Annotated in this window: 25 protein-coding genes; 15 read left to right on the plus strand and 10 right to left on the minus strand. The window is 68.9% G+C overall.

All coding sequences use genetic code 11. The features are described 5' to 3' along the window. Positions 1-62: 62 nt before the first annotated feature. Together Scani_RS36300 and Scani_RS36305 are read right to left on the minus strand one after the other, a co-directional pair. Positions 63-1,145, minus strand: a complete 1,083-nt coding sequence (locus Scani_RS36300; RefSeq protein ID WP_159481914.1) for an inositol-3-phosphate synthase — start codon at positions 1,143-1,145, stop codon at positions 63-65. Positions 1,146-1,191: 46 nt separating this feature from the next. Next, complete coding sequence (locus Scani_RS36305) at positions 1,192-1,872, minus strand: PadR family transcriptional regulator (RefSeq protein ID WP_159481915.1); 681 nt, start codon at positions 1,870-1,872, stop codon at positions 1,192-1,194. Positions 1,873-2,402: 530 nt separating this feature from the next. On the opposite strand from Scani_RS36305, the gene Scani_RS40155 reads away from it, so the two are divergent. The 3 genes from Scani_RS40155 to Scani_RS36315 all read left to right on the plus strand — a co-directional run bounded on the left by Scani_RS40155 (position 2,403) and on the right by Scani_RS36315 (position 6,509). Next, complete coding sequence (locus Scani_RS40155) at positions 2,403-2,591, plus strand: hypothetical protein (RefSeq protein ID WP_167538109.1); 189 nt, start codon at positions 2,403-2,405, stop codon at positions 2,589-2,591. Positions 2,592-2,632: 41 nt separating this feature from the next. Further along, a complete protein-coding gene (locus tag Scani_RS36310) occupies positions 2,633-4,903 on the plus strand; it encodes a transglycosylase domain-containing protein (protein ID WP_159482577.1) in 2,271 nt (756 codons plus the stop codon). A gap of 124 nt (positions 4,904-5,027) precedes the next feature. Next, positions 5,028-6,509, plus strand: a complete 1,482-nt coding sequence (locus Scani_RS36315) for a glycosyltransferase family 87 protein (protein WP_159481916.1) — start codon at positions 5,028-5,030, stop codon at positions 6,507-6,509. A 92-nt stretch (positions 6,510-6,601) separates the two neighbouring features. Here the strand turns inward: Scani_RS36315 and Scani_RS36320 are convergent, their stop codons facing one another. The 3 genes from Scani_RS36320 to Scani_RS36330 form a co-directional block, all read right to left on the minus strand. Then, on the minus strand, positions 6,602-7,633 hold the full coding sequence (locus Scani_RS36320) for an alanine racemase (RefSeq protein WP_159481917.1): 1,032 nt from the start codon (positions 7,631-7,633) through the stop codon (positions 6,602-6,604). A 65-nt stretch (positions 7,634-7,698) separates the two neighbouring features. After that, entirely contained in the window at positions 7,699-8,817 is a 1,119-nt protein-coding gene (locus tag Scani_RS36325) for a lipid II:glycine glycyltransferase FemX (RefSeq protein ID WP_159481918.1), read from the minus strand. A gap of 123 nt (positions 8,818-8,940) precedes the next feature. Further along, entirely contained in the window at positions 8,941-9,258 is a 318-nt protein-coding gene (locus Scani_RS36330) for a hypothetical protein (protein ID WP_159481919.1), read from the minus strand. A 228-nt stretch (positions 9,259-9,486) separates the two neighbouring features. Between Scani_RS36330 and rpsF the strand changes: the two genes are divergently transcribed. From rpsF to rplI, 4 genes are all read left to right on the plus strand, one after another. After that, on the plus strand, positions 9,487-9,777 hold the full coding sequence (gene rpsF, locus Scani_RS36335; RefSeq protein WP_006604399.1) for a 30S ribosomal protein S6: 291 nt from the start codon (positions 9,487-9,489) through the stop codon (positions 9,775-9,777). Positions 9,778-9,859: 82 nt separating this feature from the next. After that, positions 9,860-10,450 carry a single-stranded DNA-binding protein gene (locus Scani_RS36340; protein WP_088798859.1) on the plus strand — a complete coding sequence of 197 codons (591 nt, stop codon included), beginning with the start codon at positions 9,860-9,862 and terminating at the stop codon, positions 10,448-10,450. 111 nt (positions 10,451-10,561) lie between these two features. Next, entirely contained in the window at positions 10,562-10,798 is a 237-nt protein-coding gene (rpsR, locus tag Scani_RS36345) for a 30S ribosomal protein S18 (RefSeq protein ID WP_003978893.1), read from the plus strand. 18 nt (positions 10,799-10,816) lie between these two features. Beyond that, positions 10,817-11,263 (plus strand): 50S ribosomal protein L9, encoded by a 447-nt coding sequence (gene rplI / locus Scani_RS36350; RefSeq protein ID WP_159481920.1) that lies wholly within the window; start codon positions 10,817-10,819, stop codon positions 11,261-11,263. Positions 11,264-11,343: 80 nt separating this feature from the next. On the opposite strand, the gene Scani_RS36355 is transcribed toward rplI, so the two are convergent. Further along, positions 11,344-12,213 (minus strand): trypsin-like serine peptidase, encoded by an 870-nt coding sequence (locus Scani_RS36355; RefSeq protein WP_159481921.1) that lies wholly within the window; start codon positions 12,211-12,213, stop codon positions 11,344-11,346. Between the two features lie 42 nt (positions 12,214-12,255). After that, entirely contained in the window at positions 12,256-13,593 is a 1,338-nt protein-coding gene (locus Scani_RS36360; RefSeq protein ID WP_159481922.1) for an MATE family efflux transporter, read from the minus strand. A gap of 475 nt (positions 13,594-14,068) precedes the next feature. On the opposite strand from Scani_RS36360, the gene dnaB reads away from it, so the two are divergent. The 3 genes from dnaB (at position 14,069) to Scani_RS36375 (ending at position 17,144) form a co-directional block, all read left to right on the plus strand. Next, positions 14,069-15,526, plus strand: coding sequence for a replicative DNA helicase (dnaB, locus tag Scani_RS36365; RefSeq protein WP_174872843.1), 1,458 nt, complete (start codon positions 14,069-14,071; stop codon positions 15,524-15,526). Between the two features lie 157 nt (positions 15,527-15,683). After that, positions 15,684-16,778, plus strand: a complete 1,095-nt coding sequence (locus Scani_RS36370; protein ID WP_159481924.1) for a barstar family protein — start codon at positions 15,684-15,686, stop codon at positions 16,776-16,778. 132 nt (positions 16,779-16,910) lie between these two features. After that, complete coding sequence (locus Scani_RS36375; RefSeq protein ID WP_159481925.1) at positions 16,911-17,144, plus strand: hypothetical protein; 234 nt, start codon at positions 16,911-16,913, stop codon at positions 17,142-17,144. Between the two features lie 107 nt (positions 17,145-17,251). On the opposite strand, the gene Scani_RS36380 is transcribed toward Scani_RS36375, so the two are convergent. Then, on the minus strand, positions 17,252-18,217 hold the full coding sequence (locus Scani_RS36380) for an NADP-dependent oxidoreductase (RefSeq protein WP_159481926.1): 966 nt from the start codon (positions 18,215-18,217) through the stop codon (positions 17,252-17,254). A 145-nt stretch (positions 18,218-18,362) separates the two neighbouring features. Between Scani_RS36380 and Scani_RS36385 the strand changes: the two genes are divergently transcribed. The 5 genes from Scani_RS36385 (at position 18,363) to Scani_RS36405 (ending at position 23,669) form a co-directional block, all read left to right on the plus strand. After that, a complete protein-coding gene (locus tag Scani_RS36385) occupies positions 18,363-19,337 on the plus strand; it encodes a GlxA family transcriptional regulator (protein ID WP_159481927.1) in 975 nt (324 codons plus the stop codon). Positions 19,338-19,408: 71 nt separating this feature from the next. Then, complete coding sequence (locus tag Scani_RS36390; RefSeq protein ID WP_174872799.1) at positions 19,409-19,660, plus strand: hypothetical protein; 252 nt, start codon at positions 19,409-19,411, stop codon at positions 19,658-19,660. A 12-nt stretch (positions 19,661-19,672) separates the two neighbouring features. Next, on the plus strand, positions 19,673-21,121 hold the full coding sequence (locus tag Scani_RS36395; protein WP_159481928.1) for a serine hydrolase domain-containing protein: 1,449 nt from the start codon (positions 19,673-19,675) through the stop codon (positions 21,119-21,121). Positions 21,122-21,222: 101 nt separating this feature from the next. After that, on the plus strand, positions 21,223-22,359 hold the full coding sequence (locus Scani_RS36400; protein WP_371872445.1) for a pyridoxal-phosphate-dependent aminotransferase family protein: 1,137 nt from the start codon (positions 21,223-21,225) through the stop codon (positions 22,357-22,359). A gap of 563 nt (positions 22,360-22,922) precedes the next feature. After that, on the plus strand, positions 22,923-23,669 hold the full coding sequence (locus Scani_RS36405) for a TetR/AcrR family transcriptional regulator (RefSeq protein WP_159481930.1): 747 nt from the start codon (positions 22,923-22,925) through the stop codon (positions 23,667-23,669). Positions 23,670-23,700: 31 nt separating this feature from the next. Here the strand turns inward: Scani_RS36405 and Scani_RS36410 are convergent, their stop codons facing one another. Continuing rightward, positions 23,701-24,153, minus strand: coding sequence for a GNAT family N-acetyltransferase (locus Scani_RS36410; protein WP_159481931.1), 453 nt, complete (start codon positions 24,151-24,153; stop codon positions 23,701-23,703). A gap of 87 nt (positions 24,154-24,240) precedes the next feature. Further along, complete coding sequence (locus tag Scani_RS36415) at positions 24,241-24,741, minus strand: MarR family winged helix-turn-helix transcriptional regulator (RefSeq protein WP_371872446.1); 501 nt, start codon at positions 24,739-24,741, stop codon at positions 24,241-24,243. Positions 24,742-24,756: the final 15 nt, after the last annotated feature.

Below are 24,756 nucleotides of genomic sequence, written 5' to 3' on the forward strand. Positions count from 1 at the left end.
CAGCCCGCAGGCCCCCGGGTGGAATACCCGGAGGCCTGCGGAGGCAGGGTGCGTCGGGCGTCTCAGCGCTCGACGTCGCCGTTGATGAACTTCTCGACGTTCTCCCGTGCCTCGTCGTCGAAGTACTGCACCGGCGGGGACTTCATGAAGTACGAGGAAGCGGAGAGGATCGGGCCACCGATGCCCCGGTCCTTGGCGATCTTCGCGGCGCGCAGGGCGTCGATGATGACACCTGCGGAGTTCGGGGAGTCCCAGACCTCGAGCTTGTACTCCAGGTTCAGCGGCACATCACCGAAGGCGCGGCCCTCGAGGCGGACGTAGGCCCACTTGCGGTCGTCCAGCCAGGCCACGTAGTCCGAGGGGCCGATGTGGACGTTGTCCTCGCCCATTTCACGGTCCCGGATCTGGGAGGTGACGGCCTGCGTCTTGGAGATCTTCTTGGACTCCAGGCGCTCGCGCTCGAGCATGTTCTTGAAGTCCATGTTGCCGCCGACGTTGAGCTGCATCGTGCGGTCCAGGATGACGCCCCGGTCCTCGAAGAGCTTGGCCATCACGCGGTGCGTGATCGTGGCGCCGACCTGCGACTTGATGTCGTCACCGACGATCGGGACACCGGCCTCGGTGAACTTGTCCGCCCACTCCTTGGTGCCGGCGATGAAGACCGGGAGGGCGTTGACGAACGCGACCTTGGCGTCGATGGCGCACTGGGCGTAGTACTTCGCGGCGTCCTCGGAGCCGACGGGGAGGTAGCAGACCAGAACGTCGACCTGATTGTCCTTGAGGATCTGGACGACGTCGACCGGGGCCTCGGTGGACTCCTCGATGGTCTGGCGGTAGTACTTGCCCAGGCCGTCGTGGGTGTGGCCGCGCTGGACCGTCACGCCCGCGTTGGGCACGTCGCAGATCTTGATGGTGTTGTTCTCGCTGGCGCCGATGGCATCCGCGAGGTCGAGCCCGACCTTCTTGGCGTCGACGTCGAAAGCCGCCACGAACTCGATGTCACGCACGTGGTAGTCGCCGAACTGCACGTGCATGAGACCGGGCACGCGGCTCTTCGGGTCGGCGTCCTTGTAGTACTCGATGCCCTGTACCAGCGAGGCGGCGCAGTTGCCCACGCCGACGATGGCTACGCGAACCGAACCCATTCCGGTTGCTCCCTGTGTTCTCGATGAGGATCTGCACAGCAGAGCCTCATGTGGTGGTGTCATCGGACGGGTCCGGCCGGGAACCACCCCGGTGCCGGGGCAGGCCGCCCGTATCTCCTGACTGGTTCTTCTTGTCCTGTGCTGCGGGACCTGGTGGGCGCTGGTCGCGCCCGGCACGCTCGCTCTCGATGAGCTCGTTCAGCCAACGCACTTCGCGCTCGACGGATTCCATGCCGTGTCGCTGCAGTTCGAGGGTGTAGTCGTCCAGCCGCTCGCGTGACTTGGCCAGGGAGATGCGCATCCGCTCGAGGCGCTCCTCCAGCCGGCTGCGGCGGCCTTCCAGCACGCGCATCCTTACGTCCCGAGATGTCTGGCCGAAGAATGCGAAGCGGACGCCGAAGTGCTCGTCCTCCCATGCATCCGGTCCGGAGTGGGAGAGCAGTTCTTCGAAGTGCTCTTTGCCCGCTGCGGTCAATCGGTAGACGATCTTGGCTCGGCGCCCGGTCAGAGCCGCGGCCGGTACGTCCTCCGCGGTGCCGTCCGTCTCCTCGACGAGCCAGCCGCTCGCGACCAGCGCCTTGAGACAGGGATAGAGGGTGCCATAGCTGAACGCGCGGAAGACCCCGAGCGAGGTGTTGAGCCGTTTCCGCAGCTCATAGCCGTGCATCGGGGATTCGCGGAGCAGGCCGAGGACGGCGAACTCGAGGATGCCGGAACGTCTGCTCATCCTCCGCCTCCTTGGTCCTGTGCGTTCTTTATGTCGTGCTGATGTATCGACTCGATACATCCAGACGATAGAGCGGTCACCTGGGCGGAACAAGTGGGGGGACGGTGAACGGCATCACATCACCGAATCGTTCTCATCAACCTGACTGATTTGGAGTGAATTTCAACACTGGGCAGGTTTTGGTCGTGCGTAGTCTGTGCGGCATGCAGACTGCCGGGAACCGTGGGCCGATATCTGGCGTCCCCATCCTCGGTGTAGTGCGGCTCGCGCCTCAGGAGCGAGCCGTGCATCGGGGGGACCTGAAGACAATTGCCGCCTTCAGGCGACGAGATAGCGCGCCTGCCCGAGGAGTATTCGTTCCATGAGCGAGCACCGTCGCAAACCGCCACAGCCGCAGAGTGGCGGACGTGCCGCGGCCCGACGCGCCGCACCGCAGCCACCGGGGCGTCGATCCGCCCCTTCGCGTGGCTCCGCCGCCGATCCTGCCTCTCACTCCGAGCCGAGCGGTCAGGAGCCGCGGCAGGGAGGGCGTGCCGAGGCACGCAGAGCTGCCCAGCGCAGCGGCCGCCGACGGGCGACCGATGCCTCCGCGATGGCTGCCGGTGACGGTGCCGGCGGCCGTGGTGGCGGCCGGCGTGGCGGCGGCGGTGGTGGTGGCCCCGAGGGAGGCCGTGGCCGCGGCCGCGGTGGCGGCGGCGAGCCCGCCAAGAAGCGTCTGATCGACTACCCGCGTGCCCATCGCACCGGGTGGCGGCGCTTCGTGCCGTCCTGGAAGCAGGTCGCGACGCTGTCCGTCGGATTCATAGGGCTGGTCGTGGGTGCCTCCGGCGTCGCGTTGGCCTTGGTACAGGTTCCGGACGAGAGCCTGGCCGCCAAATCGCAGAACAACGTCTACCTCTGGGCCAATGGCAAGGTCATGGCGCGCGACGGTGAGACGAACCGGCAGAACGTCACGATCGACGAGATTCCGACCTCGATGCAGAATGCGGCGATCGCCGCGGAGAACGCATCGTTCCGGACGGACTCGGGCGTGGACCCCATGGGCATCGCACGTGCGGTGTTCAACATGGCCAAGGGCGGCGAGACCCAGGGCGGCTCGACCATTACCCAGCAGTATGTGAAGAACGCGATGCTGAGCCAGCAGCAGACCCTTGACCGCAAGTTCAAGGAACTGTTCATCGCGATCAAGGTCGGCTGGTCGAAGAACAAGAACGAGATTCTTCAGGGATACCTGAACACCAGCTACTACGGTCGCGGGGCCTACGGGATCCAGGCAGCGGCTCAGGCGTACTACGGCGTGGACGCCGCCAAGCTGAATGCGAACCAGAGCGCCTTCCTGGCCACCGTGCTCAAGGGCGCCGACCTGTACGACCCCGCGGGCGGTACCAGCCCGGGGGCCACGCGGGCGGCGAACACCGCACGGGCCAAGGCGCGGTGGTCCTGGATCCTCGACCGTGAGGTCGAGAACCACCTCCTGTCGAAGGCGGACCGGAACAAGTACCGAGGACATTTCCCCACACCGCATCTGCCGAAGCCGGTGGCCAGCAAGAGCGGCCAGATCGGCTACATGATGGACACCGCGAAGAAGTACGTGCTGAAGCACGCGGATGTCAGTGAGGCCCAGTTCGACAAGGGCGGCTACACGATCCGGACGACCTTCGACGCGAAGAAGACCACGGCGCTCGAGAACGCGGTCAAGAAGGTCGACAAGCGGTATATCGACCCGAAGAAGCGCGCGAAGGACAAATACGTCCAGTTCGGTGGTGCCTCCGTGGTGCCGGGAGACGGCAAGATCGTCGCCCTGTACGGCGGCGAGGGGTACGACAAGGGGCACTTCAGCAACAACGCCGACACCTTCGGTGTGCCGGTCGGCTCGACCTGGAAGCCGTTCGTGCTCGCAGCGGCGATGAAGTACGGAACAGCCCAGAGCGGCGGGCCGATCTCGCCGGCCAGCCTCTACAACGGCGATGACCACCTGAAGGTGAAGAACGCCGACGGCAGCTATGTCCAGAAGCGGGACAACTCGCCCTTCTATCAGGAGAACGAGAGCAACCACCCCTGGGGCTACATCCCCTTGACCAAGGCGATGGAACAGTCCGTCAACACGCCCTTCGTGCAGCTCGGCATGGACGTCGGGATGAAGAGGGTCCGGGAAATGGCGCATGCCGCGGGCATCGCGGACGCCAGCTTCGACAAGAACCTGAACCCGTCCTTTGCGCTGGGTACCTCCACACCGAGCGCGATCCGGATGGCCGATGCCTATGCGACGTTCGCCCAGTCGGGAACGAAGGTGGAGCCGTACTCGGTGACCAAGGTGACGTACGAGGGGGGCGACCTGCCGGGCTTCGACAAGCCCAAGCAGGAGACGGCGATGGATTCCAACATCGCCAACAACGTCACCAAGGTGCTGGAGAACGTCATCAAGAACGGCACGGGCAAGCTGGCCCGTCGGCTGAACATGCCGGCGGCGGGCAAGACCGGTACCACCGACGAGAACAAGTCGGCCTGGTTCGTCGGCTACACCAAGCAGCTTTCGACGGCCGTCACCATGTTCCGTGAGGACGCACAGAATCCGCGTCAGCTGTCCATGAACGGTGTCGGTGGTTTCGACTCGATCCACGGTGGCGCACTGCCCACCGAGGTATGGACCGAGTACATGCTGAAGGCGATGAACGGCGCCACGCCGGAGCCCTTCCCGGCTGCTACGCCCATCGGGCGACAGGTGGACGAGCCCGGTATGCCGACGCCGACGCCGACTCCCACGCCGTCGGACACGCCGTCGGAGACCCCTTCGGGGACTCCCAGCGACTCTGCTTCCCCGTCGGACTCTCCCAGCCCGACCCCGACAGATACCTGTTCCCCCTGGGACGTCAACTGCAGGAACAGCGGTGGTACCGGTAACGGCGGGGCCAACGGTGGGGGACCGGGCGGACCCGGTGGACCCGGCGGTGACACCGGAGGCACGAGTCCGACGCCTGACCCGACGGACGCCAATGGTGGTGGAGGCCTGTTCGGCGGCCCTAACGGCTAGCGCACCGTTTCACGTGAAACGCTGAACGTTTCACGTGAAACACGGAGCCACGAAGCCCTCGCCCGGTCAATCCGGGCGGGGGCTTCGCCGTCTCCTGCACAGGGTCGTACGGCAGGATGAGCCCATGACGAGCGTGCGACGGGACGAGTCGGTACGGCCGACGAGGCGGGACGAGGTGGCGGCGGCCGGCAGCGAGCTGATCGGCGGGCCGATCGGCCGACGCGCACTGCTCGGGACCAGCTGGCTGACGCCGGTGCGGGTCATCGCGCTCGTCGCCATCGGCATGTTCGCGCTGGGCATGGTGCAGAAATTGCCCTGCTACAACGGTGGCTGGTTCTTCGGTGCCACGAGCCAGTACACCCACGCCTGCTACTCGGATATCCCCCATCTCTACGCGGGACGGGGCTTCGCCGATGGCCTGATCCCGTATTTCGACCGGTTGCCCGGCGATATGGAGTATCTCGAGTACCCCGTGCTCACCGGTGTCTTCATGGAGGTCGCCTCCTGGGTGACGCCGCACGGTGGGGGAATCCAGTACCGCGAACAGATCTACTGGCTGGTCAATGCCGGCATGCTGATGATCTGTGCCGCGGTCCTCGCGGTGTGTGTGACCCGCACCCACCGGCGGCGCCCCTGGGACGGCCTCCTCGTCGCCCTGGCGCCCGCCGCCGCCCTCACCGCCACCATCAACTGGGACCTGCTGGCGGTCGCCCTGACCGCCGCAGGGATGCTGATGTGGGCGCGCAGCCGCCCGCTGGCGGCCGGTGTCCTCATCGGGCTGGCCACCGCGGCGAAGCTGTACCCGGTGCTGTTGCTGGGCCCGCTGCTGGTGCTGTGCTGGCGCGCGGGAGCCTGGCGCGCGTACGGAAGGGCGCTGACCGGTGCCGTCGCCTCCTGGCTGGTGGTCAACCTGCCGGTGATGATCACGCACGATGGCGCGGGATTCCACATCCGGGAGGGCTGGGCGAAGTTCTACACCTTCAGCCAGGAGCGGCCCATCGACTTCGGTTCGCTCTGGCTCCTGATCTCGCAGCGGACCGGTAACCCCCTGGAGAACGCCAATACCTATGCCACGCTGTTGATGATCCTGGGCTGTGGCGCCATCGGCCTGCTGACCCTCTACGCGCCGCGCCGGCCCCGCTTCGCGCAGCTGGCGTTCCTCGTCGTCGCCCTGTTCATCCTCACCAACAAGGTCTACTCGCCGCAGTACGTCCTGTGGCTGACCCCACTTGCCGTGCTGGCCCGGCCGCGCTGGCGGGACTTCCTGATCTGGCAGGCCTGCGAGGTCATGTACTTCCTGGGCATCTGGACGTACCTCGCCTACACCGGTAATGGCGACAAGCACCAAGGTCTGCCGCCGGAGGGCTACCAGCTGGCCATCGTGCTGCACCTCCTGGGCACCCTCTACCTGTGTGCCGTGGTCGTCCGGGACATTCTGCTGCCGGAGCGCGATGTGGTCCGCAGGGATGGGGACGACGACCCGTCGGGCGGAGTCCTGGACCGCAGCGCCGATGTGTTCGTGCTCGGCCGGGCCCACCACCGCCCCCGGCACGCGGTGCAGTTCGAGGGGGCGCCACAGGTGCGCTGGGGCGCCGTACAGGAATAGGGCGACACCGGCCCTCCCTGCCTCGGGCCCGGTGCCGCAGAGAACGTCTGCGGCACCGGGCCCTGGTGTGTTCCGAGCTGAGGCCTACCGCCTCAGCGGTCCATGATGCGGTCGAACTGTGTGGTGGTGTGCCGCAGGTGGGCCACCAGTTCCTCCCCGACCTGCGGCTGCGGTGCGTCGCTCGGCACGAACAGGATCGACACCTGCATGTGCGGCGGCTCCGCGAACCAGCGCTGCTTGCCGGCCCACACATAGGGCGCGAGGTTGCGGTTGACGGTTGCCAGACCGGCCCGGGCCACGCCCTTGGCGCGCGGCATCACTCCGTGCAGCGCCTTGGGCGACTCCAGGCCGACACCGTGCGAGGTGCCGCCGGCCACCACGACCAGGTAGCCGTCGGAGGCCGCCTTCTGCTGGCGGTAGCCGAAACGCTCGCCCTTGGCGACCCGGGTCACGTCGAGCACCGAGCCGCGGTACTCGGTGGCCTCGTGGTCGCCCAGCCACAGCCGCGTACCGATCCGCGCGCGGAACCGCGTCTGGGGGAACTGCTGCTGGAGCCGGGCGAGTTCATCCGCCTTGAGGTGGCTGACGAACATGGTGTGCAGCGGGAGGCGGGCGGCGCGGAGCCGGTCCATCCAGCCGATGACCTCCTCGACCGCGTCGGACCCGTCGGCGCGGTCGAGCGGCAGGTGCAACGCGAAGCCCTCGAGCCGGACGTCCTCGATGGCCGCGGCCAGCTTGGGCAGATCCTCGGGCTTGACGCCATGGCGCTTCATGCTGCTCATGACCTCGATGACGACGCGGGCGCCGACCAGGCCGCCCACGCCCTCGACCGAGGAGACCGAGCGGATCGCCCGGTCGGGCAGCGGCACCGGCTCCTCGCCGTGGCGGAACGGCGTCAGGACGAGCAGGTCGCCGCTGAAGAAGTCCTTGATACGGGCCGCTTCGTAGGTCGTGCCGACCGCGAGGATGTCGGCGCCCAGGCGGGTCGCCTCGTCGGCGAGGCGCTCATGGCCGAAGCCGTATCCATTGCCTTTGCAGACCGGGACCAGCCCGGGGAACTGCTGGAGAACGCTCTGCTGATGCGCCCGCCAGCGCGCGGTGTCGACGTAGAGGGTGAGCGCCATGGCCGGGCCCGGAACCTTTCTCGTGGCTGGGGTGTGTCAGGAGTACGGACGGTGCGGTGAAGCGGTCAGCGGCGCGACATATACATGTCGAGCGCCTTGTGGAGCAGCTTGTTGAGCGGGAAGTCCCACTCTCCGAGGTACTCCGCTGCCTGCCCACCCGTGCCGACCTTGAACTGGATCAGGCCGAAGAGATGGTCGTTCTCGTCCAGGGAGTCGCTGATGCCGCGGAGGTCGTAGACCGAAGCGCCGAGCGCGTAGGAGTCCTGCAGCATCTTCCACTGCATCGCGTTCGACGGCCGGACCTCGCGCTTGTGGTTGGCGGAGGCGCCGTAGGAGTACCAGACGTGGCCACCGACGATCAGCATCGTGGCCGCCGCGACGTTCTCGCCCTCGTGGCGGGCGAAGTAGAGCCGCATGCGGTTGGGGTCCTCGGAGTTGAGGGCCGTCCACATGCGCTGGAAGTAGCCCAGCGGCCGCGGCCGGAAGCGGTCCCGCTCCGCGGTGATCTCGTAGAGACGCTGCCATTCGGCCAGCTCCTCGTAGCTGCCCTGGACGACCTCGACGCCGGCCTTCTCGGCCTTCTTGATGTTGCGGCGCCACAGCTGGTTGAAGCCCTTGTGGACCTCCTCCAGCGAGCGGTTGGCCAGCGGCACCTGGAAGACATAGCGGGGCTGCACATCGCCGAAGCCGGCGCCGCCGTCCTCGCCCTGCTGCCAGCCCATGCGCCGCAGCCGGTCGGCCACCTCGAAGGCGCGTGGCTCGATGTGGGTCGCCTCGACGTCCCGCAGCCGCTTGACGTCCGGGTTCTGGATGCCGGACTTGATCGCGGCGGAGTCCCAGCGGCGGATGATCACCGGCGGGCCCATCTTTACGGAGAAGGCGCCCTTCTGCTTGAGGTGGCCGAGCATCGGCTGCAGCCAGTCCTCGAGGTTCGGCGAGAACCAGTTGATGACCGGGCCTTCGGGGAGATAGGCGAGGTAACGCTTGATCTTGGGCAGCTGGCGGTAGAGCACCAGGCCCGCGCCGACCAGCTCGCCGCTCGCGTCGAACCAGCCCAGGCTCTCCGAACGCCATTCGGCCTTGACGTCTGCCCAGGCAGGAACCTGCATGTGGCTGGCCGCGGGCAGACTCTGGATATATGCCAGATGCTGCTCTCGGCTGATGGTCCTCAGGGTCAGGCTCATGCGGGGCGCTCCTCGGCAGGTGTGTCCCCATGGTCGGGGCTCCGGCTCTCGCGCCGAAGCCTACTGTGACCGTGGAGCGCCCCGTCTGGGCCATACGGGCCGAGGCCCCGTATGCCGTATCGGTTAACCGATCACGCCGCCGAAGAGGCCGCCGTGAGCCAGGCCGAGGTAGAAGCCGACGGCCGATGCCCCGAGGCCGATGATCAACAGGAAGCGTTCACCTGTTGTCGACGAGATGAATTGTCCCCACAGGCCGGTGCCGATGCCGATCAGGCCGACCCAGGAGCTGACCAGGTGCAGGCGGGGAGAGAGCGTGGTGAAGATGGCGATCGCGCCGAGGACCACGGTCACGATGGCGATGGTGTTCTCGACGGGATGGCTCTTGCCGTCGCTGTTGAGAAGCGAGAGCAGACTGCGCTGGGTCCGTGCTGCCTGTGCCATGCGGCACCTCCGATGACAGGGCGGCGCACTGTAACGCCGCTCACACCCGTTGTGTTCCAGATTGAGGGGTGCAGCGGGCGGATTTCAACCGGAAGGCTTCAGGCAGGTACTCTGTACGGTCTGCGCCTATGTCTGTCCGGATGACCGGACGGAAGCGGTGCGGAACGCATACGACCCTCCTGCCACGGAACGACCGTGGCCGCTGAGTCCAAAGGAGGTGGGTTCTACATGCGTCACTACGAGGTGATGGTCATCCTCGACCCCGATCTCGAGGAGCGCGCTGTCTCCCCGCTGATCGAGAACTTCCTCTCCGTCGTCCGTGAGGGCAACGGAAAGGTCGAGAAGGTCGACACCTGGGGCCGTCGTCGTCTCTCTTACGAGATCAAGAAGAAGCCCGAGGGCATCTACTCGGTCATCGACCTGCAGGCCGAGCCTGCGGTCGTCAAGGAGCTCGACCGTCAGATGAACCTGAATGAGTCGGTCCTCCGGACCAAGGTCCTTCGTCCCGAGACCCACTGAGCGCGCAAGCGTCCAGCGGTAACCGGGTCCGAGTAGCAGCAACACCAGCAGCCAGCAGCACACCCGCCGAGAGGTTCCCCTAATGGCAGGCGAGACCGTCATCACGGTCGTCGGCAATCTTGTCGACGACCCCGAGCTGCGCTTCACCCCGTCCGGTGCGGCGGTCGCGAAGTTCCGCGTCGCGTCCACTCCCCGCACTTTCGACCGCCAGACCAATGAGTGGAAGGACGGCGAGAGCCTGTTCCTGACCTGCTCGGTGTGGCGTCAGGCGGCGGAGAACGTCGCCGAGTCCCTGACGCGGGGTACCCGCGTGGTCGTCCAGGGCCGCCTCAAGCAGCGGTCGTACGAGGACCGCGAGGGCGTGAAGCGCACGGTCTACGAGCTCGACGTCGAGGAAGTCGGCGCGAGCCTGAAGAACGCCACGGCCAAGATCACCAAGACCAGCGGTCGCGGTGGCCAGGGCGGCGGCGGCTTCGGCGGCGGCCAGCAGGGCGGCGGCCAGGGTGGCGGCGGCTGGGGCGGCGGCCCCGGCGGCGGCCAGCAGGGCGGCGGCGGTGCTCCCGCCGACGACCCGTGGGCGACCAACGGTCCTGCCGGCGGTGGCCAGCAGGGTGGCGGCGGTGGCTGGGGCGGTAGCTCCGGCGGTGGCTACTCGGACGAGCCGCCCTTCTAGGTCCGTACAGCTGGCTCGACTCCGTGCTGTTTCACGTGAAACAGCGTCGTGAGGCGACCAGGGGCCTTGAGGGCGTCAGCACAAACTTCTTGAACTCATTGGAGAGAGATAATGGCGAAGCCGCCTGCTCGCAAGCCTAAGAAGAAGGTTTGCGTGTTCTGCAAGGAGAAGATCTCCTACGTCGACTACAAGGACACGAACCTGCTGCGGAAGTTCATCTCCGACCGCGGCAAGATCCGTGCCCGCCGGGTCACCGGCAACTGCACTCAGCACCAGCGTGACGTCGCCACGGCCGTGAAGAACAGCCGTGAGATGGCGCTGCTGCCCTACACGTCCACCGCGCGATAAGGGAAGGGTGACCGAATCATGAAGATCATCCTCACCCACGAGGTCTCCGGCCTCGGCACCGCCGGCGACGTCGTTGACGTCAAGGACGGGTACGCCCGTAACTACCTGGTCCCGCGTGGTTTCGCGATCCGCTGGACCAAGGGTGGCGAGAAGGACGTCGAGCAGATCCGCCGCGGTCGCAAGATCCGCGAGATCGCCACGATCGAGCAGGCCAACGAGATCAAGGGCCGGCTCGAGGGCGTCAACGTGAAGCTGGCCGTTCGCGCCGGCGACGCGGGCCGCCTGTTCGGCTCCGTCACCCCGGCCGACGTCGCCTCGGCGATCAAGGCTGCCGGTGGCCCGGACGTCGACAAGCGTCGCGTCGAGCTCGGTTCGCCGATCAAGACCCTGGGCGCGCACCAGATCTCCGTGCGTCTGCACGCCGAGGTCGTTGCGAAGCTCGGCGTCGAGGTCGTCGCCGCGTAATTGCCGCACCACGCCGAAGGGCCGCATCCCGTCACCGGGGTGCGGCCCTTCGCCGTGTTCGGGGCGCCGGCGGCCCGCTGTCAGTCCTCGTCCTGGGCGCGCCGGTAGAGCTTGGCGATGTCGTCGTCGAAGTACGCGGCGTAGGACACGTCGTCTTCGTCGCCGCCGCCTTCATGGCCGCCGAGGACGCCGATGACCGTGCCGGTGTGGCTCTTGGGGTCGTAGTCGGCCAGCCAGGGGCTGCCGCTCGTCCCGCCTTCGAAGTCGGTGCACTGGATACGCAGCTGGGTGTCGCTGTACTTCGTGGTGCGGTTCTGGCAGGAGATCGGGGTGTCACGGCTGGTCGGATAGCCCGTGATCTTGACCTCGTTGTGGAAGCCACGGTCGATGCCGAGGGTGTTGCCGCCCAGGACGTCCTGGATCTCCTTGCCCTTCTTCTTGTCGACCACGAGGAAGGCGACGTCGAGATCCTCGTCCTGCGACTTGGCCCAGCGGTCGTCGACGATCACCTTCTTGACCTTCCAGAGGCCGGTGGGCTCGTCCTTGTCGCGGTAGTCGGGGGCAAAGACCAGATCGTCCACGGTCGTCCCGGCGTCCGCGTCGAAGGCACAGTGCGCCGCGGTGATGAGCATGTTCCGGCCCGGGCTCTGGACCACGCTCGCCGTGCAGAAGTGGTCGCCGGAGTCGTCCTTCTCGAAGACCGCCCCGACCCGGGCGTTCTGCTCGGTTCTGCGCGGGGTGTACGCGCTGCCGTCGTCGGCCGGGGCCGTCGCGGCGGGATCCTGGTCCTGGGGATCTTGGCCGGCCTCGCCGGACTTGCCGAAGCTGCTGTGACCGCTGACGCGGTCGCTGCTCGTATCGGCTTCCTCGGAGGCATAGCCCACCACGGCAGCAGCCACGATGACGATGAACGTCAGGGGCAGCACGGACTTACTGGCAAGCGAGCGCACACGGTCATTATTGACACGCGCTGAGTGTTTGCGGGAGATGCTTCAGCGCGAGGCTCCGGTCACAATCCACCGGCCGGAGCGAGTGCGCAGCCACAGAGTCAGCATGCGGACGGTCATCATGAGGGCCATGGCCCACCACAGCGCCGCCAGTCCGCCGCCGAAGACGGGTACGGCCAGTGCGGCCGGGGCGAACAGCGCCAGCGTCACCACCATGGCCCGGGCGAGATACGGGCCGTCCCCCGCGCCCATCAGCACGCCGTCGAGGATGAAGACGACGCCGGAGACCGGCTGGGTCACGGCCACGACCAGGAGCGTGCTCAGCAGCGGGCCCTGCACGGCGGGGTCCGAGGTGAACAGGGGGATGAACAGGGGGCGGGCGAGCGCGACCAGCACGCCGAGGACCAGGCCGGAGGCGATGCCCCACTGGACCATGCGACGGCAGGCGGCCCTGGCACCGTCGCGGTCCTCGGCACCGAGGTAGCGGCCTATGATGGCCTGCCCGGCGATGGCGATGGCGTCCAGCGCGAAGGCCAGCAGGGACCACAGCGTGAGCACGATCTGGTGGGCGGCGACCTCGGCGTCGCCGAGCCGGGCGGCGACGGCGGTGGCGATCATCAGCACAGCGCGCAGCGAGAGCGTACGGACCAGCAGCGGGACGCCGGCCTGGGCCGAGGCGCGGATGCCCGCGGCATCGGGGCGCAGTGAGGCGCCGTGCCGGCGAGCGCCGCGGACGACCACGGCGAGGTAGACGGCGGCCATGCCGCACTGGGCGATGACCGTGCCCCAGGCGGAGCCCGCGATGCCGAGCCCGGCGCCGTAGACCAGGCAGACGTTGAGTGCGGCGTTGGCGGAGAAGCCGCCGATGGCGACGTAGAGCGGGGTCCGGGTGTCCTGGAGACCGCGGAGCACGCCGGTGGCGGCCAGCACGACGAGCATCGCGGGGATGCCGAGGGCGCTGATGCGCAGATACGTCGTCGCGTGCGGCGCGGCGGTGGCGGAGGCTCCGAAGGCCTCGACGAGCCAGGGCGCCGTGGGCAGCACGGCCGCGATGACGGCGGCGCCGAGCAGCAGGGCGAGCCAGATGCCGTCCATGCCCTGCCGGATGGCGGCGGGAAGGTCGCCGGCGCCGACCCTGCGGGCGACCGCCGCGGTGGTGGCGTAGGCGAGGAAGACGAAGACGGAGACGGCGGTGGTGAGCAGGGCGGCGGCGACGCCGAGGCCGGCGAGCTGCGGGGTGCCGAGGTGGCCGATGACGGCGCTGTCGACCATGACGAAGAGAGGTTCCGCGACCAGGGCGCCGAATGCGGGCAGGGCGAGGGCGATGATCTCGCGGTCATGGCGGCGGTCGGTGCGCCGCGGTGTCGCGGGAGCCTGGGTCATGCGCTCAATGTAATCGTCCACAGGTAAGAGATGCAAACCCCTTGCAGTCCTTACTTTCCGCTCTACGGAGGTGCCTTCCCTGCGCCGTTTGTCGTGATCTTGAACCGTGGGTGGAAGTTTTTCTTCCCCACAGCCTATGGATGAGAAAGCTGCAGGTCAGGAGGGTGCGGGTGAGGTGATTGTGTGCTTGTCCACAGAAGTTTCCCCCGTGCCGTGCACAGGATCCGGGGACTTCTCCACAGCTGTAGGCCAGTCATCCACATGGCCTGTGGATAACCAGATTGGCGGACGGTGCCCACGGGCCTACCGTGGTCCGGCACCCGCCGCCTGTTCCGGCTTGAGAAATCGTCCGAACTCGACGCGCCGTAACCGGAGTCGGGCGTATCGATTGTCAGAGCTGTGCCGTAAGAAAGAACAGCACAGCAAGGTCCGCGCCGCGGACGGGAGGAGGTGCCGGGTGAGCATTCCCGAGCCCATGGAAGACCCCTGGGCGGACTCCGGTCCCAGCGACCTGCTGCCGGCCGCCCGCTCCCGGCGGGGCGAGGGCAAGGGACGCGGCCGCGGCGACCGTCAGGAACGCGACGACGACGGCGGCTCCTGGTCCGGCGGTTTCGAGCGCGTCCCCCCGCAGGACCTGGACGCCGAGCAGTCCGTGCTCGGCGGCATGCTGCTGTCCAAGGACGCGATCGCGGATGTCGTCGAGGTCCTCAAGGGCGAGGACTTCTACCGTCCCGCCCATGAGCTGGTCTTCCAGGCGATCCTCGATCTGTACGCCAAGGGGGAGCCCGCCGACCCGATCACCATCGCCGCGGAGCTGACCAAGCGCGGCGAGATCGCGCGGGTTGGCGGCGCCTCGTATCTGCACACCCTGGTCCAGTCCGTACCGACCGCCGCGAACGCCGAGTACTACGCCGAGATCGTCCATGAGCGGGCGGTGCTGCGCCGGCTGGTCGAGGCCGGCACCCGTATTACGCAGATGGGGTACGCCGCGGACGGCGATGTCGACGAGATCGTCAACAGTGCCCAGGCGGAGATCTACGCCGTCACCGAGCAGCGGACCAGTGAGGACTACCTTCCGCTCGGCGACATCATGGAGGGCGCCCTCGACGAGATCGAGGCGATCGGCTCGCGCCAGGGCCAGATGACGGGCGTGCCGACGGGCTTCACCGACCTGGACTCCCTGACGAACGGCCTGCACCCCGGCCAGATGATCGTGATCGCGGCCCGTCCCGCCATGGGTAAGTCGACTTTGGCGCTGGACTTCGCGCGGGCCTGCTCGATCAAGAGCAATCTGCCGAGCGTGATCTTCTCGCTGGAAATGGGACGCAACGAGATCGCGATGCGTCTGCTGTCCGCCGAGGCACGGGTGGCGCTGCACCACATGCGCTCCGGCAGCATGACGGACGAGGACTGGACGCGGCTGGCCCGCCGCATGCCGGACGTCTCCGCCGCGCCGCTGTACATCGACGACTCGCCGAACCTGTCGATGATGGAGATCCGCGCGAAGTGCCGCCGGCTCAAGCAGCGCAACGAACTGAAGCTGGTGGTCATCGACTACCTCCAGCTGATGCAGTCCGGCGGCTCGAAGCGCGCCGAGAGCCGTCAGCAGGAGGTCTCGGACATGTCCCGAAACCTCAAGCTGCTGGCGAAGGAGCTGGAGCTCCCGGTCATCGCGCTCTCCCAGCTGAACCGTGGCCCCGAGCAGCGCACGGACAAGAAGCCGATGGTCTCCGACCTTCGTGAATCGGGTTCGATCGAGCAGGACGCCGACATGGTCATCCTGCTGCACCGCGAGGACGCCTACGAGAAGGAGTCCCCGCGCGCCGGCGAGGCCGACCTGATCGTGGCGAAGCACCGTAACGGCCCCACGGCGACGATCACGGTCGCGTTCCAGGGCCACTACTCACGCTTCGTGGACATGGCGCAGACCTGAGTCTCTGCCGTAGCGGCTCAGACTTCGCCAGCTCACTCTTTGCTGCCTGTCGATGTCCGCCTCTCTCGGCCGGCCGACAGCACTCCGGCAGCTCTCGGCACCTGCGGCGAAGAACTACTGCGGGAAAAGTGCTATGTCGCGAAAGGCCGGTAGAGGCATGATGCCCTCCGTGCAGGGGGACGAGGGCGACTACGGGCAAATGCGGTACACGCTCGCCGAGACGGATCACGGCCAGGCATGGGGCGCCTGCGCCGAGGCGGAGGGACTCTTCGGGGACGCCCGACGTGGGATGTATGAACTGTTCGGCTGGGTCGATGAAGGCGCCGCGGTAAGCGGCTGGGTCGGCAGTCGGGTGTGGTTGGTGCCGGAAGACGAGACACACGAGCCTTGGCTGCTGGAGGACACGGAGAGCGTGGGGCGCCTCCGGGCAGGCAGCCTCGTTCTCACCGGTACGGACGATGACGAAGGCCCGCCCGAAGGCCATGCCGGCCCGGTCCGAGTACATGACGGTTGCCGATGGCTGGGCTCGTGCCGGGCGTTCACGCGCATCCTGCCGCCCCCACCGGTGTCGTCCTCCCTCGTCCTGCGGGGGCTTGCCCAGAGCGATCAACTGCGGATGGCCCTGAAGAAGGGCACCCGGCGGACCCTGGATCTAGAGGAGGCCGTCCTTGAGATCAGGGACGACCAAGGGGAGCCGCTTACTGACCGACTGCTGTGGGCCAGAGTCACCGGCTGGCGCCCGTCTTCTTACGGAACGGACCTCATCGACCTGGCACTCGACGGGGAGCTCTTCACGCCTGTTCCCGACTACGCCCGGCCCGTGTGGGAGCGGTGGCTTGTGGGACGGCCGGGTACCCCGGCCGCGTGGGCCGGCCTCGACACCCGACTCCGCGAAGCCTGGCTTGATCTCCTTCGCGAGCGGGCTTGCCGGCGCGCTCACACTGACCGGCCGGCTGGACATGCCTACGAACTCGACGGTCGGCACATCATCGACGAACCGGGCCTCTACCTGGCGCTCGGCGAGGCGGTGAACGGGCCGGGAGGTTACTTCGGGAGCTGCCTGGCAGCCCTCGACGACTGCCTGCGCGGCACTTTTGGCTATACCGCCCCCGCGACCCTGCTCTGGCGTGACGCCGAGACGGCACGCGTGCACCTGTCCGAGAGGCTGGCCTCGGACGGTCAGCCCTACAACCTGTTCACCGAGATCCTCGGCGTCCTCGCCAAGGGCGGCATGAGCGTCACCCTGGCGTGAGTCGTGCTCCTGCCGCCACGGCGCCCGCACCCTTGCCTGCTCGGGAGTGCTGAACCATCCCGCGAGCGGCGGTGCTGAGCCCGGCTGAAGTCAGAGCAAACCGCCGGTCGGCATGCTGGCGTTCATGCGTTCATGCGCTCCCTGCATCTGCAGCACTACTCCGGCACGTACCGGTCCGCCGCCATGCCGGGCCACGATGTCCACGCGTCGCGGCCCGAGCGGACGTGCCTGCTCTACGCCGACGTAGGTCGGGGCGTGACGGCCGTGGAGGCCATCGGCATGCGCCGCATCGACAGCCTCGTCGAGTTCGACGCGCCCCAGGTGCTGTTTTCCGTCGATCCTCAGGGCCTCCTCATCGCTCAGTGAGCCCCATCGGTCCTCGGGGTTCCGCGCCGGCCGGTGAAGGATCATCGGCCGGCGCTGTCGACGGCGAGGGGTACGGCTGGTGGTGGGCTTGCCCACAGGCGACCGCGTCAGGGCGCGACGGACAGGACGATCTTGCCGGTGGTGCGGCCGGTCTCGCCGAGGGTGTGCGCCTTTGCGGCCTCCTCCAGAGGCAGCACGGTGTCGACGATGACTTGCAGCTTTCCGCTGTTCACCAGGTCGGCGACGGCGCGCAGTCCGGCCTGGTCGGGCTCGACGATCATGAATCCCGCACGGATCCGTGCCTCGCGCGCCTGCGCGGCCGGGAAGGACTCGTCCAGCGGCAGGATCGACACCAGCGTGCCGCCGGGGCGCAGAGTGCGCAGTGAGCGGGCGCTGTAGTCGCCGCTGATGGTGTCGAGGACGACGTCGACGTCCCGTACGGTCTCCGCGAAGTCCTGCTGGGTGTAGTCGACGAGTTCATCGGCGCCCAGGCCGTGCAGGAAGTCGTGCTTGGCCTGCCGGGCGGTGCCGATGACATACGCGCCACGGGACTTGGCGATCTGCACGGCCAGGTGACCGACTCCGCCCGCCGCGGCGTGGATCAGCACCCGCGCGCCGGGCTGGACGTCCGCGGTGTCGACCAGGGCCTGCCAGGCAGTCAGCGACGCCAGCGGGAGGGCGGCGCCCTGGACGTGGTCCAGGCTCTCCGGAAGGTGGGCGAAGTGGCGCGCCGGGGCGGTGACGTACTCGGCGTAGGCCCCGGCGGGGTGCGGGAAGCGGGGCATGCCGAAGACCTTGTCGCCCGGCGCGAACAGGCTCACACCGAGCCCGACCGCCTCGACCACGCCCGAGACGTCGAAGCCCAGGGTGAACGGGGCCTTGGCGCCGGTGAGGAACTCGCCCTGGGAGCGGCTCTTCCAGTCGGTCGGATTGACGCCCGCCGCGTGCACCCGGACCAGGATCTCCGTCGGGCCCGGCACCGGCCGGTCAGTGGTGATCATCTTGAGGACGTCGGGTCCTCCGGCGGTGTCCTGGCTGACGGCGCGCATCTGCGGGGTCCGGGTCTCGGACATGGGGTCTCCTTTGTGCAAGTGCCTACGGCGGTGACCGGGAGTTTCGCGCCGTTGGTGGGGCGCTTTCCCGGGGGTGCTGCCAGCTTTGCGTGGCGGGCTGGGGCGCAGCGGTGTCCTAATGGCCAACGTTTGAAAGAATCGGGTCATGCATCGCGTTGGAGTACTTGCCCTGGACGGAGTCGTCCCCTTCGAGCTCGGGATCCCCGCGCGGATCTTCGGCGCCGCGCGGAGCGCCGCCGGTGAACCCCTCTACTCCGTGGTCACCTGCAGTCCGGACGGGCGTCCGGTGCGCGCCGACGCCGACTACGACATCGCGGTCACCGAGGACGCCTCCGTTCTCGCGAGCGTGGACACCGTCGTCATCCCGCCGTCCCATGCGCTGGGCACGATCGCCGAGGACGGCCTGCTGCCCGAGGAACTGCGCAAGGTGCTGGGGTACGTACGACCCGGGACCCGTATGGTGGCGATCTGCACCGGTTCGTTCGTCCTGGCCGCCGCCGGGCTGCTCGATCACCGGCCGGCCACCACGCACTGGAAGGAGGCCGTACAGCTGCAGCGCCTCTTCACAACGGTCCGCGTCGACCCCAATGTGCTCTTCGTCGACGACGGCGACGTCCTCACGTCTGCGGGGGCGGCTGCCGGGGTGGATCTGTGTGTGCACATCGTGCGCCGTGACCACGGCAGCGCCGTCGCCAACGAAGTGGCCCGTATGTGTGTGGTGCCGCCCTGGCGGGACGGCGGTCAGGCCCAGTTCATCCGGCTGCCCGTCCCCGAGGCCTCGGCCGGCGGGACCGCAGCCACGCGCGCATGGGCTCTGGAACGTCTCGGCGAACCGCTCACCCTGAATGCCCTCGCCTCCCACGCCCGGGTCAGCGTGCGCACCCTCACCCGTCGCTTTCGTGACGAGGTCGGCATGAGCCCCGGTCAGTGGCTCGCCGTCCAGCGCATCGAACGCGCCCGGCACCTGCTGGAGACCACGGACTGGTCCATCGACCTCGTCGCCCATCACGCGGGCTTCGGCACCGGCACCTCCCTGCGCCAGCATCTGCACGGTGCGGTGGGGGTGTCACCGCAGACGTACCGGCGGACGTTCCGGAACGTCGCGGCGCTGACCGCCTGACGACGTGCCGGGCGGGGCGGGTCGGCGGGCGGGCCGCATGCTTTGACCTTCAGGTTGGTCGAAGCTCCACCATGGGTGCGGGCGTTGATGGCGCGGTGGTGCGCGCGGCCGGCCTCAAGGCGCTGGGTCTGACGCTCCCGGCGTTCCTCGGATATCTCGGCACGGAGGAGGACCGCGTACGGCTGTGGAGCGCGCTGCACATGGTGCGTGCGGTGCGTTGGCTGCCGGAGGAGGAGCAGACCGAACTGGGTGCGTTGATCGGGGCGGTAGCGCTGCGGCGATGCGGCGAGGATGGGGCCCGGCCGAACCGGATCCGCTGTTGAGGAGCGCCAGCCATGACCATCGGACAGTCCACGGAGTCCCACGCGCCGGGGCCGGCCGGCCCCGTGCCGGAGGTGGCCGCCACGCCTGAAGAGTTCGCGGAGCTGCTGCCTCAGACGCGGCGGGCGTTGTTGCGCCGGCTGGCGGCCGGGCAGGCCGAGGGGCGGGCGCCCTCCATGACGGGTGCGGTCGTCCGCGGGGGCCGAGCGGTGTGGACGGCCGGCCGGGGCTCGGTGGAGGGGGAGGTACCGCACGGCGATGTGCAGTACCGGATCGGATCGCTCACCAAGACCTTTGTCGCCGTGCTGGTACTGCGGCTGCGGGACGAGGGGCTGCTGAGCCTGGAGGACCCCGTCGGCAGGCATCTGGACGGAACTCCGGTGCCGGACGCGACGATCGCGCAACTGCTCGCGCACAGTTCGGGGCTGGCGGCCGAGGCACGAGGCCCGTGGTGGGAGCGGACCGCGGGAACGCTGCGGCCCGAGCCGGCCGACCTCTTCGGCGAGCGGCCGCGGCGGCTCCCCGCCGGGCGGCGCCACCATTACTCCAACCCCGGCTATGCACTGCTCGGTGCGCTGGTCGAACGGCTGCGAGGCGGTACCCCGTGGGACGAGGCACTGCGGAACGAGGTGCTGGAACCGCTGGGCATGGGGCGTACGACGCTGCACCCGGAGGGACCGTACGCGCGTGGCTGGGCAGTCCACCCGTGGGCCGACGCCGTGCTGCCCGAGCCGGCCGAGGACACCGGGTTGATGGGCCCGGCGGGGCAGTTGTGGTCGACACTCGGGGACCTGTGCCGGTGGGCGGCGTTCCTGCTGCGGGGCGACGAGCGGGTGCTGAGGGCGGCGAGCCTGGCGGAGATGCGGACACCTGCCGTACCGCCGGAGGGGAAGGCGTGGGAGGCGGGGTACGGGCTGGGCGTGCAGCTCATGCGACGCGAAGGACGGCTGCTGGCCGGGCATGTCGGTTCGATGCCCGGCTTTCTGGCGGCGTTGTGGACCGACCCCGAGGAGGACGTTGCCGGGGTCGTACTCGCCAACTGCACCTCGGGCCCGGCGGTAGCGGCCCTTGCCGCCGATCTCACCGGGATCGTGAGCGAGCACGAGCCCCGGATCCCCGAGCCCTGGCGTCCGCTGCCCGGGCCGCTGGATCCGGAACTGCTGGGGCTGACCGGGCCCTGGTACTGGGGAGCGAACCCGCACGTACTGCGGTTGCGGGCCGGGCGGGAGCTGGAACTCACGCCGCTGTCCGGGGCGGGGCGGCTCTCGCGGTTCCGGGCCGAGAAGGACGGCACCTGGACAGGACTGGACGGCTATTACGCGGGCGAGACGCTGCGCGTGGTGCGGGAGCGGGACGGGTCGGTCAGGCATCTGGATCTCGGCACCTTCGTGTTCACCCGCGGGCCGTATGCGCCGTCGGAACCGGTGCCCGGTGGGGTGGATCCGGAGGGCTGGCGGGTGTGAGGCCCGTACGGCGAGGGCTCGGAGAGCGGACGTACAGTCGAACCAGATGTCAGGAGCCGCGCCGAGTCGGCTCGCTACCGCTGGAAGGCCCTGTGACTGCCGTGTCTGACCCGACCGCGAACGCTGCCGCCCCGGATCTGCTCGACCTGCCGCCGCTCACCGCGGCTCACTTCGCGCGGATCGAGGACAAGGTCGCCGCCCTGATGGGCACCCGCTGCGATGTGGTGGCGATGCAGGGCGAGGCACTGCTGCCGCTGGAGGCCTGCATCCGCTCGGCCGTGCGGCCCGGCAGCACCGCGCTCAACATCATCACCGGACCGTACGGCGAGACGTTCGGCGGCTGGCTGCGTTCCTGCGGAGCCCAGGTGGTCACCATCACGGCGCAGTTCACGGGTGCGGTCGACCCGCGGCAGGTGGCGGAGGCCTTGCAGGAGCACCCCGAGATCGACTTTGTGAGCCTGGTGCACGCGGAGGCGGCCACCGGCAACACCAACCCCGTCGCAGAGATCGGCGCGGTGGTGCGGGAGCACGGCGCGCTGCTGATGCTGGACGCGGTCGCCTCGGTGGGCGCCGAGCCGCTGCTCACCGACGAGTGGGGCGTGGACCTGTGCGTGATCGGCGGTCAGAAGGCCATGGCGGGGCCTGCCGGGGTGTCGGCGGCGTCGGTCAGCCCCCGTGCGTGGGAGCGGATCGCCGCCAACGAGCAGGCGCCCCGGGGCTCGTACCTTTCGTTGCTGGACTGGAAGGAGCGCTGGATCGACGGCGGACGCACGGCCCTGCCGCACGCCCCGGCGCAACTGGAGATGCTCGCGCTGGAACAGGCCGCGGACCGTATCGAGGCCGAGGGTCTGGAGGCCGTCATCACCCGGCACCGGGCGGCGGCCGCGGCGACCCGGGCCGGTGTGCGGGCGCTGGGCGGACTCGCTCCCTACGTCGTGCGTGACGAGGACGCGGCGCCGGCCGCAACGACGCTCCGTGCGCCGGAGGGAGTAGATGCCCGGGAGATCGTGGCCGCCGCACTCACGGTGGATGCAGCGGTGCCGGTGCAGGCCGCGGCAGGGGCGCTGGCCAAGGAGATGATCCGGGTGAATCACTATGGCCGCGCCGCCGACCGGGCGGTGGTCACGGCCTCGCTGACGGCGCTGGCCGGTGGACTGCGTGCGCTGGGTGTGTCCGTGGACGCTGAGGGCGCGTCCCGGGCGGCGGACGCGGCGTGGGACGCGGTGGCTGCACGCTGAGGCGAGCCGGCGCCCAGGCATAGGGCGAGTGGTCGTGTGGGGCCGCGTTTCACGTGAAACGCGGCCCCACACGTGTGTCTGGAGGCAGTGTCGTTTCACGTGAAACACCCCCGCCCGTGGTTGTCCTCCTCGTCGGCTCGATGGCCCCCAACCTCCTTTATCCGTAGTGGAGTTGGTCCTCGTCGGCGGAGGGTAGATGGCGGGGGAGGCGAGTCGCGTACGCGCGCGGCGGCAGCGACGATGACGTTGCGGGTGGCGGTCATCTAGCCCGTCGCCTGTCAGGAGTCGTCCGGTGGCGTGCCCGGGACCCCGGAGGCAGGCTGGACGCGGAAGGAAGGTGCCGTGGACGCCGGTGCTCGCAGGCGCCTCGGCGCAGCAGGGCCGGCCATGTTTTCGGCTCGCTTGTTCCCGCCGACCTCGCCGGCCGGTTCTTTTCCCCGCCGTCGCGTCGCCGGGGCGTCTAACGATCTTGCTGGAACCCTCCCATAGAATCGGAACACACGACCCGTTTGGTATGACGGAGCGGCGCGTACCGGGTGTCGACGTTTTCAGGAGGTCCGGCGGTGATCGAGGGCGGTGTCACGCGCTCCCGTGCGGATGCGCGGCGCAACCGGGCGCTGGTACTCCAGGCGGCTCGATTCGCCTTCGAGGAAGAGGGGTTGGGGGTCCCGCTCGGGGAGATCGCGCGGCGGGCGGGCGTCGGTGCGGGGACTGTCTATCGCCATTTTCCTTCCAAGGACGCCCTGTTCAGGGCAACCGTCGTGGAACGGATCGAGCTTTTCACCGACACGGCAAGGGACTTGGCCGAGACGCCGGACCCTGGCGCGGTGTTCTTTCGCTTCCTTTCCTCCGTGGTGCGGCTGGCCTCGCGCAACAAGGCGTTGTGTGACGCGTTGGAGGCGGCCGGCACGGGTCGCTTCGAGCCGTCGCCGGGGGTCGGCCAGGACTTCGACGACGCGCTGGAGGTCCTGCTCGGCAGGGCGCAAGAGGCAGGCGCCGTACGGCAGGACGTTGGGATAGCTGACCTCAGGGCCCTGCTGGTGGGCTGCCTTTCGATGGAACGGGCCAGGGCGGGAGCCAGCGCGGAGGAGGGAGAGCAGGGCCGGATGACAGCGCTGATGTGCGATGCGCTGCGGCCGCACCGCTTCGTAACGAAACTTCCCACTGAGGCCCGGAACCGTAACGAAACGCGGTGCGAGGTGTGCGGTGCGGCCGTCGCGACCGCGCGCACGGGCCGGCCCGCGCGCTACTGCGGCGGTGCCTGCCGGCAGAAGGCCCACCGGAAGCGGGCACGGACCCGGCAGAGGTGAGCGGGCGAGGCCGTATCAGCCGTCGGGCTTCTCACAGCTGGAGCTTGAAGCCCAGGTGGGAGGCCTCGAACCCGAGGCGCTCGTAGAAGCGGTGGGCGTCGATGCGGGTCGCGTCCGAGGTGAGCTGCACCATCTGACAGCCGAGCGTGCGGGATTCCGCGACCGCCCACTCGATGAGCTGGGTGCCGAGGCCGCTGCCGCGTTCGTCGCGGTGGACCCGTACCCCCTCGATGATCGCGCGGGTGGCACCGCGCCGGGACAGGCCGGGGATGACCGTGAGCTGCAGCGTGCCGACCGTCCGCCCCTCGCGGACCGCGACGATCTGGTGCTGCTGCGGGTCGTTGGCCAGCGCCTCGAACGCGGCGCGGTACGGAGCCAGGTCGTCCGGTGATTCGCGGGCGGCGCCCAACGGGTCGTCGGCGAGCATCGCGATGATGGCGGGCAGATCGGCCTCGGTCGCGCGGCGTATCTCGATATCGCTCATGGGCGCGACCCTATGCCGTGTGATCGCGGGGGCGGCAGGCACCGGGCCGCCCGTTTCAACGGTCGGCCCGTCCCTGCGCCGCCGAGGTCACTGCGGCGGTACGAGCGTCTCGACGGCGGTGACCAGCGGCGCCAGCTCGGGGCGCTGTGCGGCGTCCTGGAGGGCTTCGCGCAGCGCGCCGTCGTGGGTGGGCCGGGCCTCCACCAGGAGCGCGAGGCCGTCGGGCGTCACGTTGGTGTAGATGCCGCGCCGGTCGGTGGGGCACAGGTAGCGCGAGAGCAGTCCCCGCTCCTCGAGCCGCGTGACCAGGCGGGTCGTGGCGCTCTGGCTGAGGACGACGGAGTCCGCGACCTGGTGCATCCGCAGATGACCGCCGGGGCCGTCGTGCTGCTCGCTGAGCACATTGAGGACCGAGAACTCCCGGACGCTGAGCTCGTGCGTCTGCAGGGCGCGTTCGATGTGGGACTCGATGCGGCTGTGCAGCGCGGAGAGCGCGCACCAGCCCTGTGCCAGTCCAGGCGTCGGCGCCGGCGGGCAGCCGGGTTCAGCCGACTCCGGTGCCTCCACCGTCTCCTGCTTCTCCTGCATCTCCCGCGTCTGCTG

Source organism: Streptomyces caniferus (genome assembly GCF_009811555.1).
GTDB classification, from domain to species: domain Bacteria; phylum Actinomycetota; class Actinomycetes; order Streptomycetales; family Streptomycetaceae; genus Streptomyces; species Streptomyces caniferus.

Excerpts from the sequence above, each read along its gene's own strand:
- Scani_RS36300 (WP_159481914.1), bottom strand. The coding sequence starts at position 1,145 with ATGGGTTCGGTTCGCGTAGCCATCGTCGGCGTGGGCAACTGCGCCGCC.
- Scani_RS36305 (WP_159481915.1), bottom strand. The coding sequence starts at position 1,872 with ATGAGCAGACGTTCCGGCATCCTCGAGTTCGCCGTCCTCGGCCTGCTC.
- Scani_RS36315 (WP_159481916.1), top strand. The coding sequence starts at position 5,028 with ATGACGAGCGTGCGACGGGACGAGTCGGTACGGCCGACGAGGCGGGAC.
- Scani_RS36320 (WP_159481917.1), bottom strand. The coding sequence starts at position 7,633 with ATGGCGCTCACCCTCTACGTCGACACCGCGCGCTGGCGGGCGCATCAG.
- Scani_RS36325 (WP_159481918.1), bottom strand. The coding sequence starts at position 8,817 with ATGAGCCTGACCCTGAGGACCATCAGCCGAGAGCAGCATCTGGCATAT.
- Scani_RS36330 (WP_159481919.1), bottom strand. The coding sequence starts at position 9,258 with ATGGCACAGGCAGCACGGACCCAGCGCAGTCTGCTCTCGCTTCTCAAC.
- rpsF (WP_006604399.1), top strand. The coding sequence starts at position 9,487 with ATGCGTCACTACGAGGTGATGGTCATCCTCGACCCCGATCTCGAGGAG.
- Scani_RS36340 (WP_088798859.1), top strand. The coding sequence starts at position 9,860 with ATGGCAGGCGAGACCGTCATCACGGTCGTCGGCAATCTTGTCGACGAC.
- rpsR (WP_003978893.1), top strand. The coding sequence starts at position 10,562 with ATGGCGAAGCCGCCTGCTCGCAAGCCTAAGAAGAAGGTTTGCGTGTTC.
- rplI (WP_159481920.1), top strand. The coding sequence starts at position 10,817 with ATGAAGATCATCCTCACCCACGAGGTCTCCGGCCTCGGCACCGCCGGC.
- Scani_RS36360 (WP_159481922.1), bottom strand. The coding sequence starts at position 13,593 with ATGACCCAGGCTCCCGCGACACCGCGGCGCACCGACCGCCGCCATGAC.
- dnaB (WP_174872843.1), top strand. The coding sequence starts at position 14,069 with ATGGAAGACCCCTGGGCGGACTCCGGTCCCAGCGACCTGCTGCCGGCC.
- Scani_RS36370 (WP_159481924.1), top strand. The coding sequence starts at position 15,684 with ATGATGCCCTCCGTGCAGGGGGACGAGGGCGACTACGGGCAAATGCGG.
- Scani_RS36375 (WP_159481925.1), top strand. The coding sequence starts at position 16,911 with ATGCGCTCCCTGCATCTGCAGCACTACTCCGGCACGTACCGGTCCGCC.
- Scani_RS36380 (WP_159481926.1), bottom strand. The coding sequence starts at position 18,217 with ATGTCCGAGACCCGGACCCCGCAGATGCGCGCCGTCAGCCAGGACACC.
- Scani_RS36385 (WP_159481927.1), top strand. The coding sequence starts at position 18,363 with ATGCATCGCGTTGGAGTACTTGCCCTGGACGGAGTCGTCCCCTTCGAG.
- Scani_RS36390 (WP_174872799.1), top strand. The coding sequence starts at position 19,409 with ATGGGTGCGGGCGTTGATGGCGCGGTGGTGCGCGCGGCCGGCCTCAAG.
- Scani_RS36395 (WP_159481928.1), top strand. The coding sequence starts at position 19,673 with ATGACCATCGGACAGTCCACGGAGTCCCACGCGCCGGGGCCGGCCGGC.
- Scani_RS36410 (WP_159481931.1), bottom strand. The coding sequence starts at position 24,153 with ATGAGCGATATCGAGATACGCCGCGCGACCGAGGCCGATCTGCCCGCC.
- Scani_RS36415 (WP_371872446.1), bottom strand. The coding sequence starts at position 24,741 with ATGCAGGAGAAGCAGGAGACGGTGGAGGCACCGGAGTCGGCTGAACCC.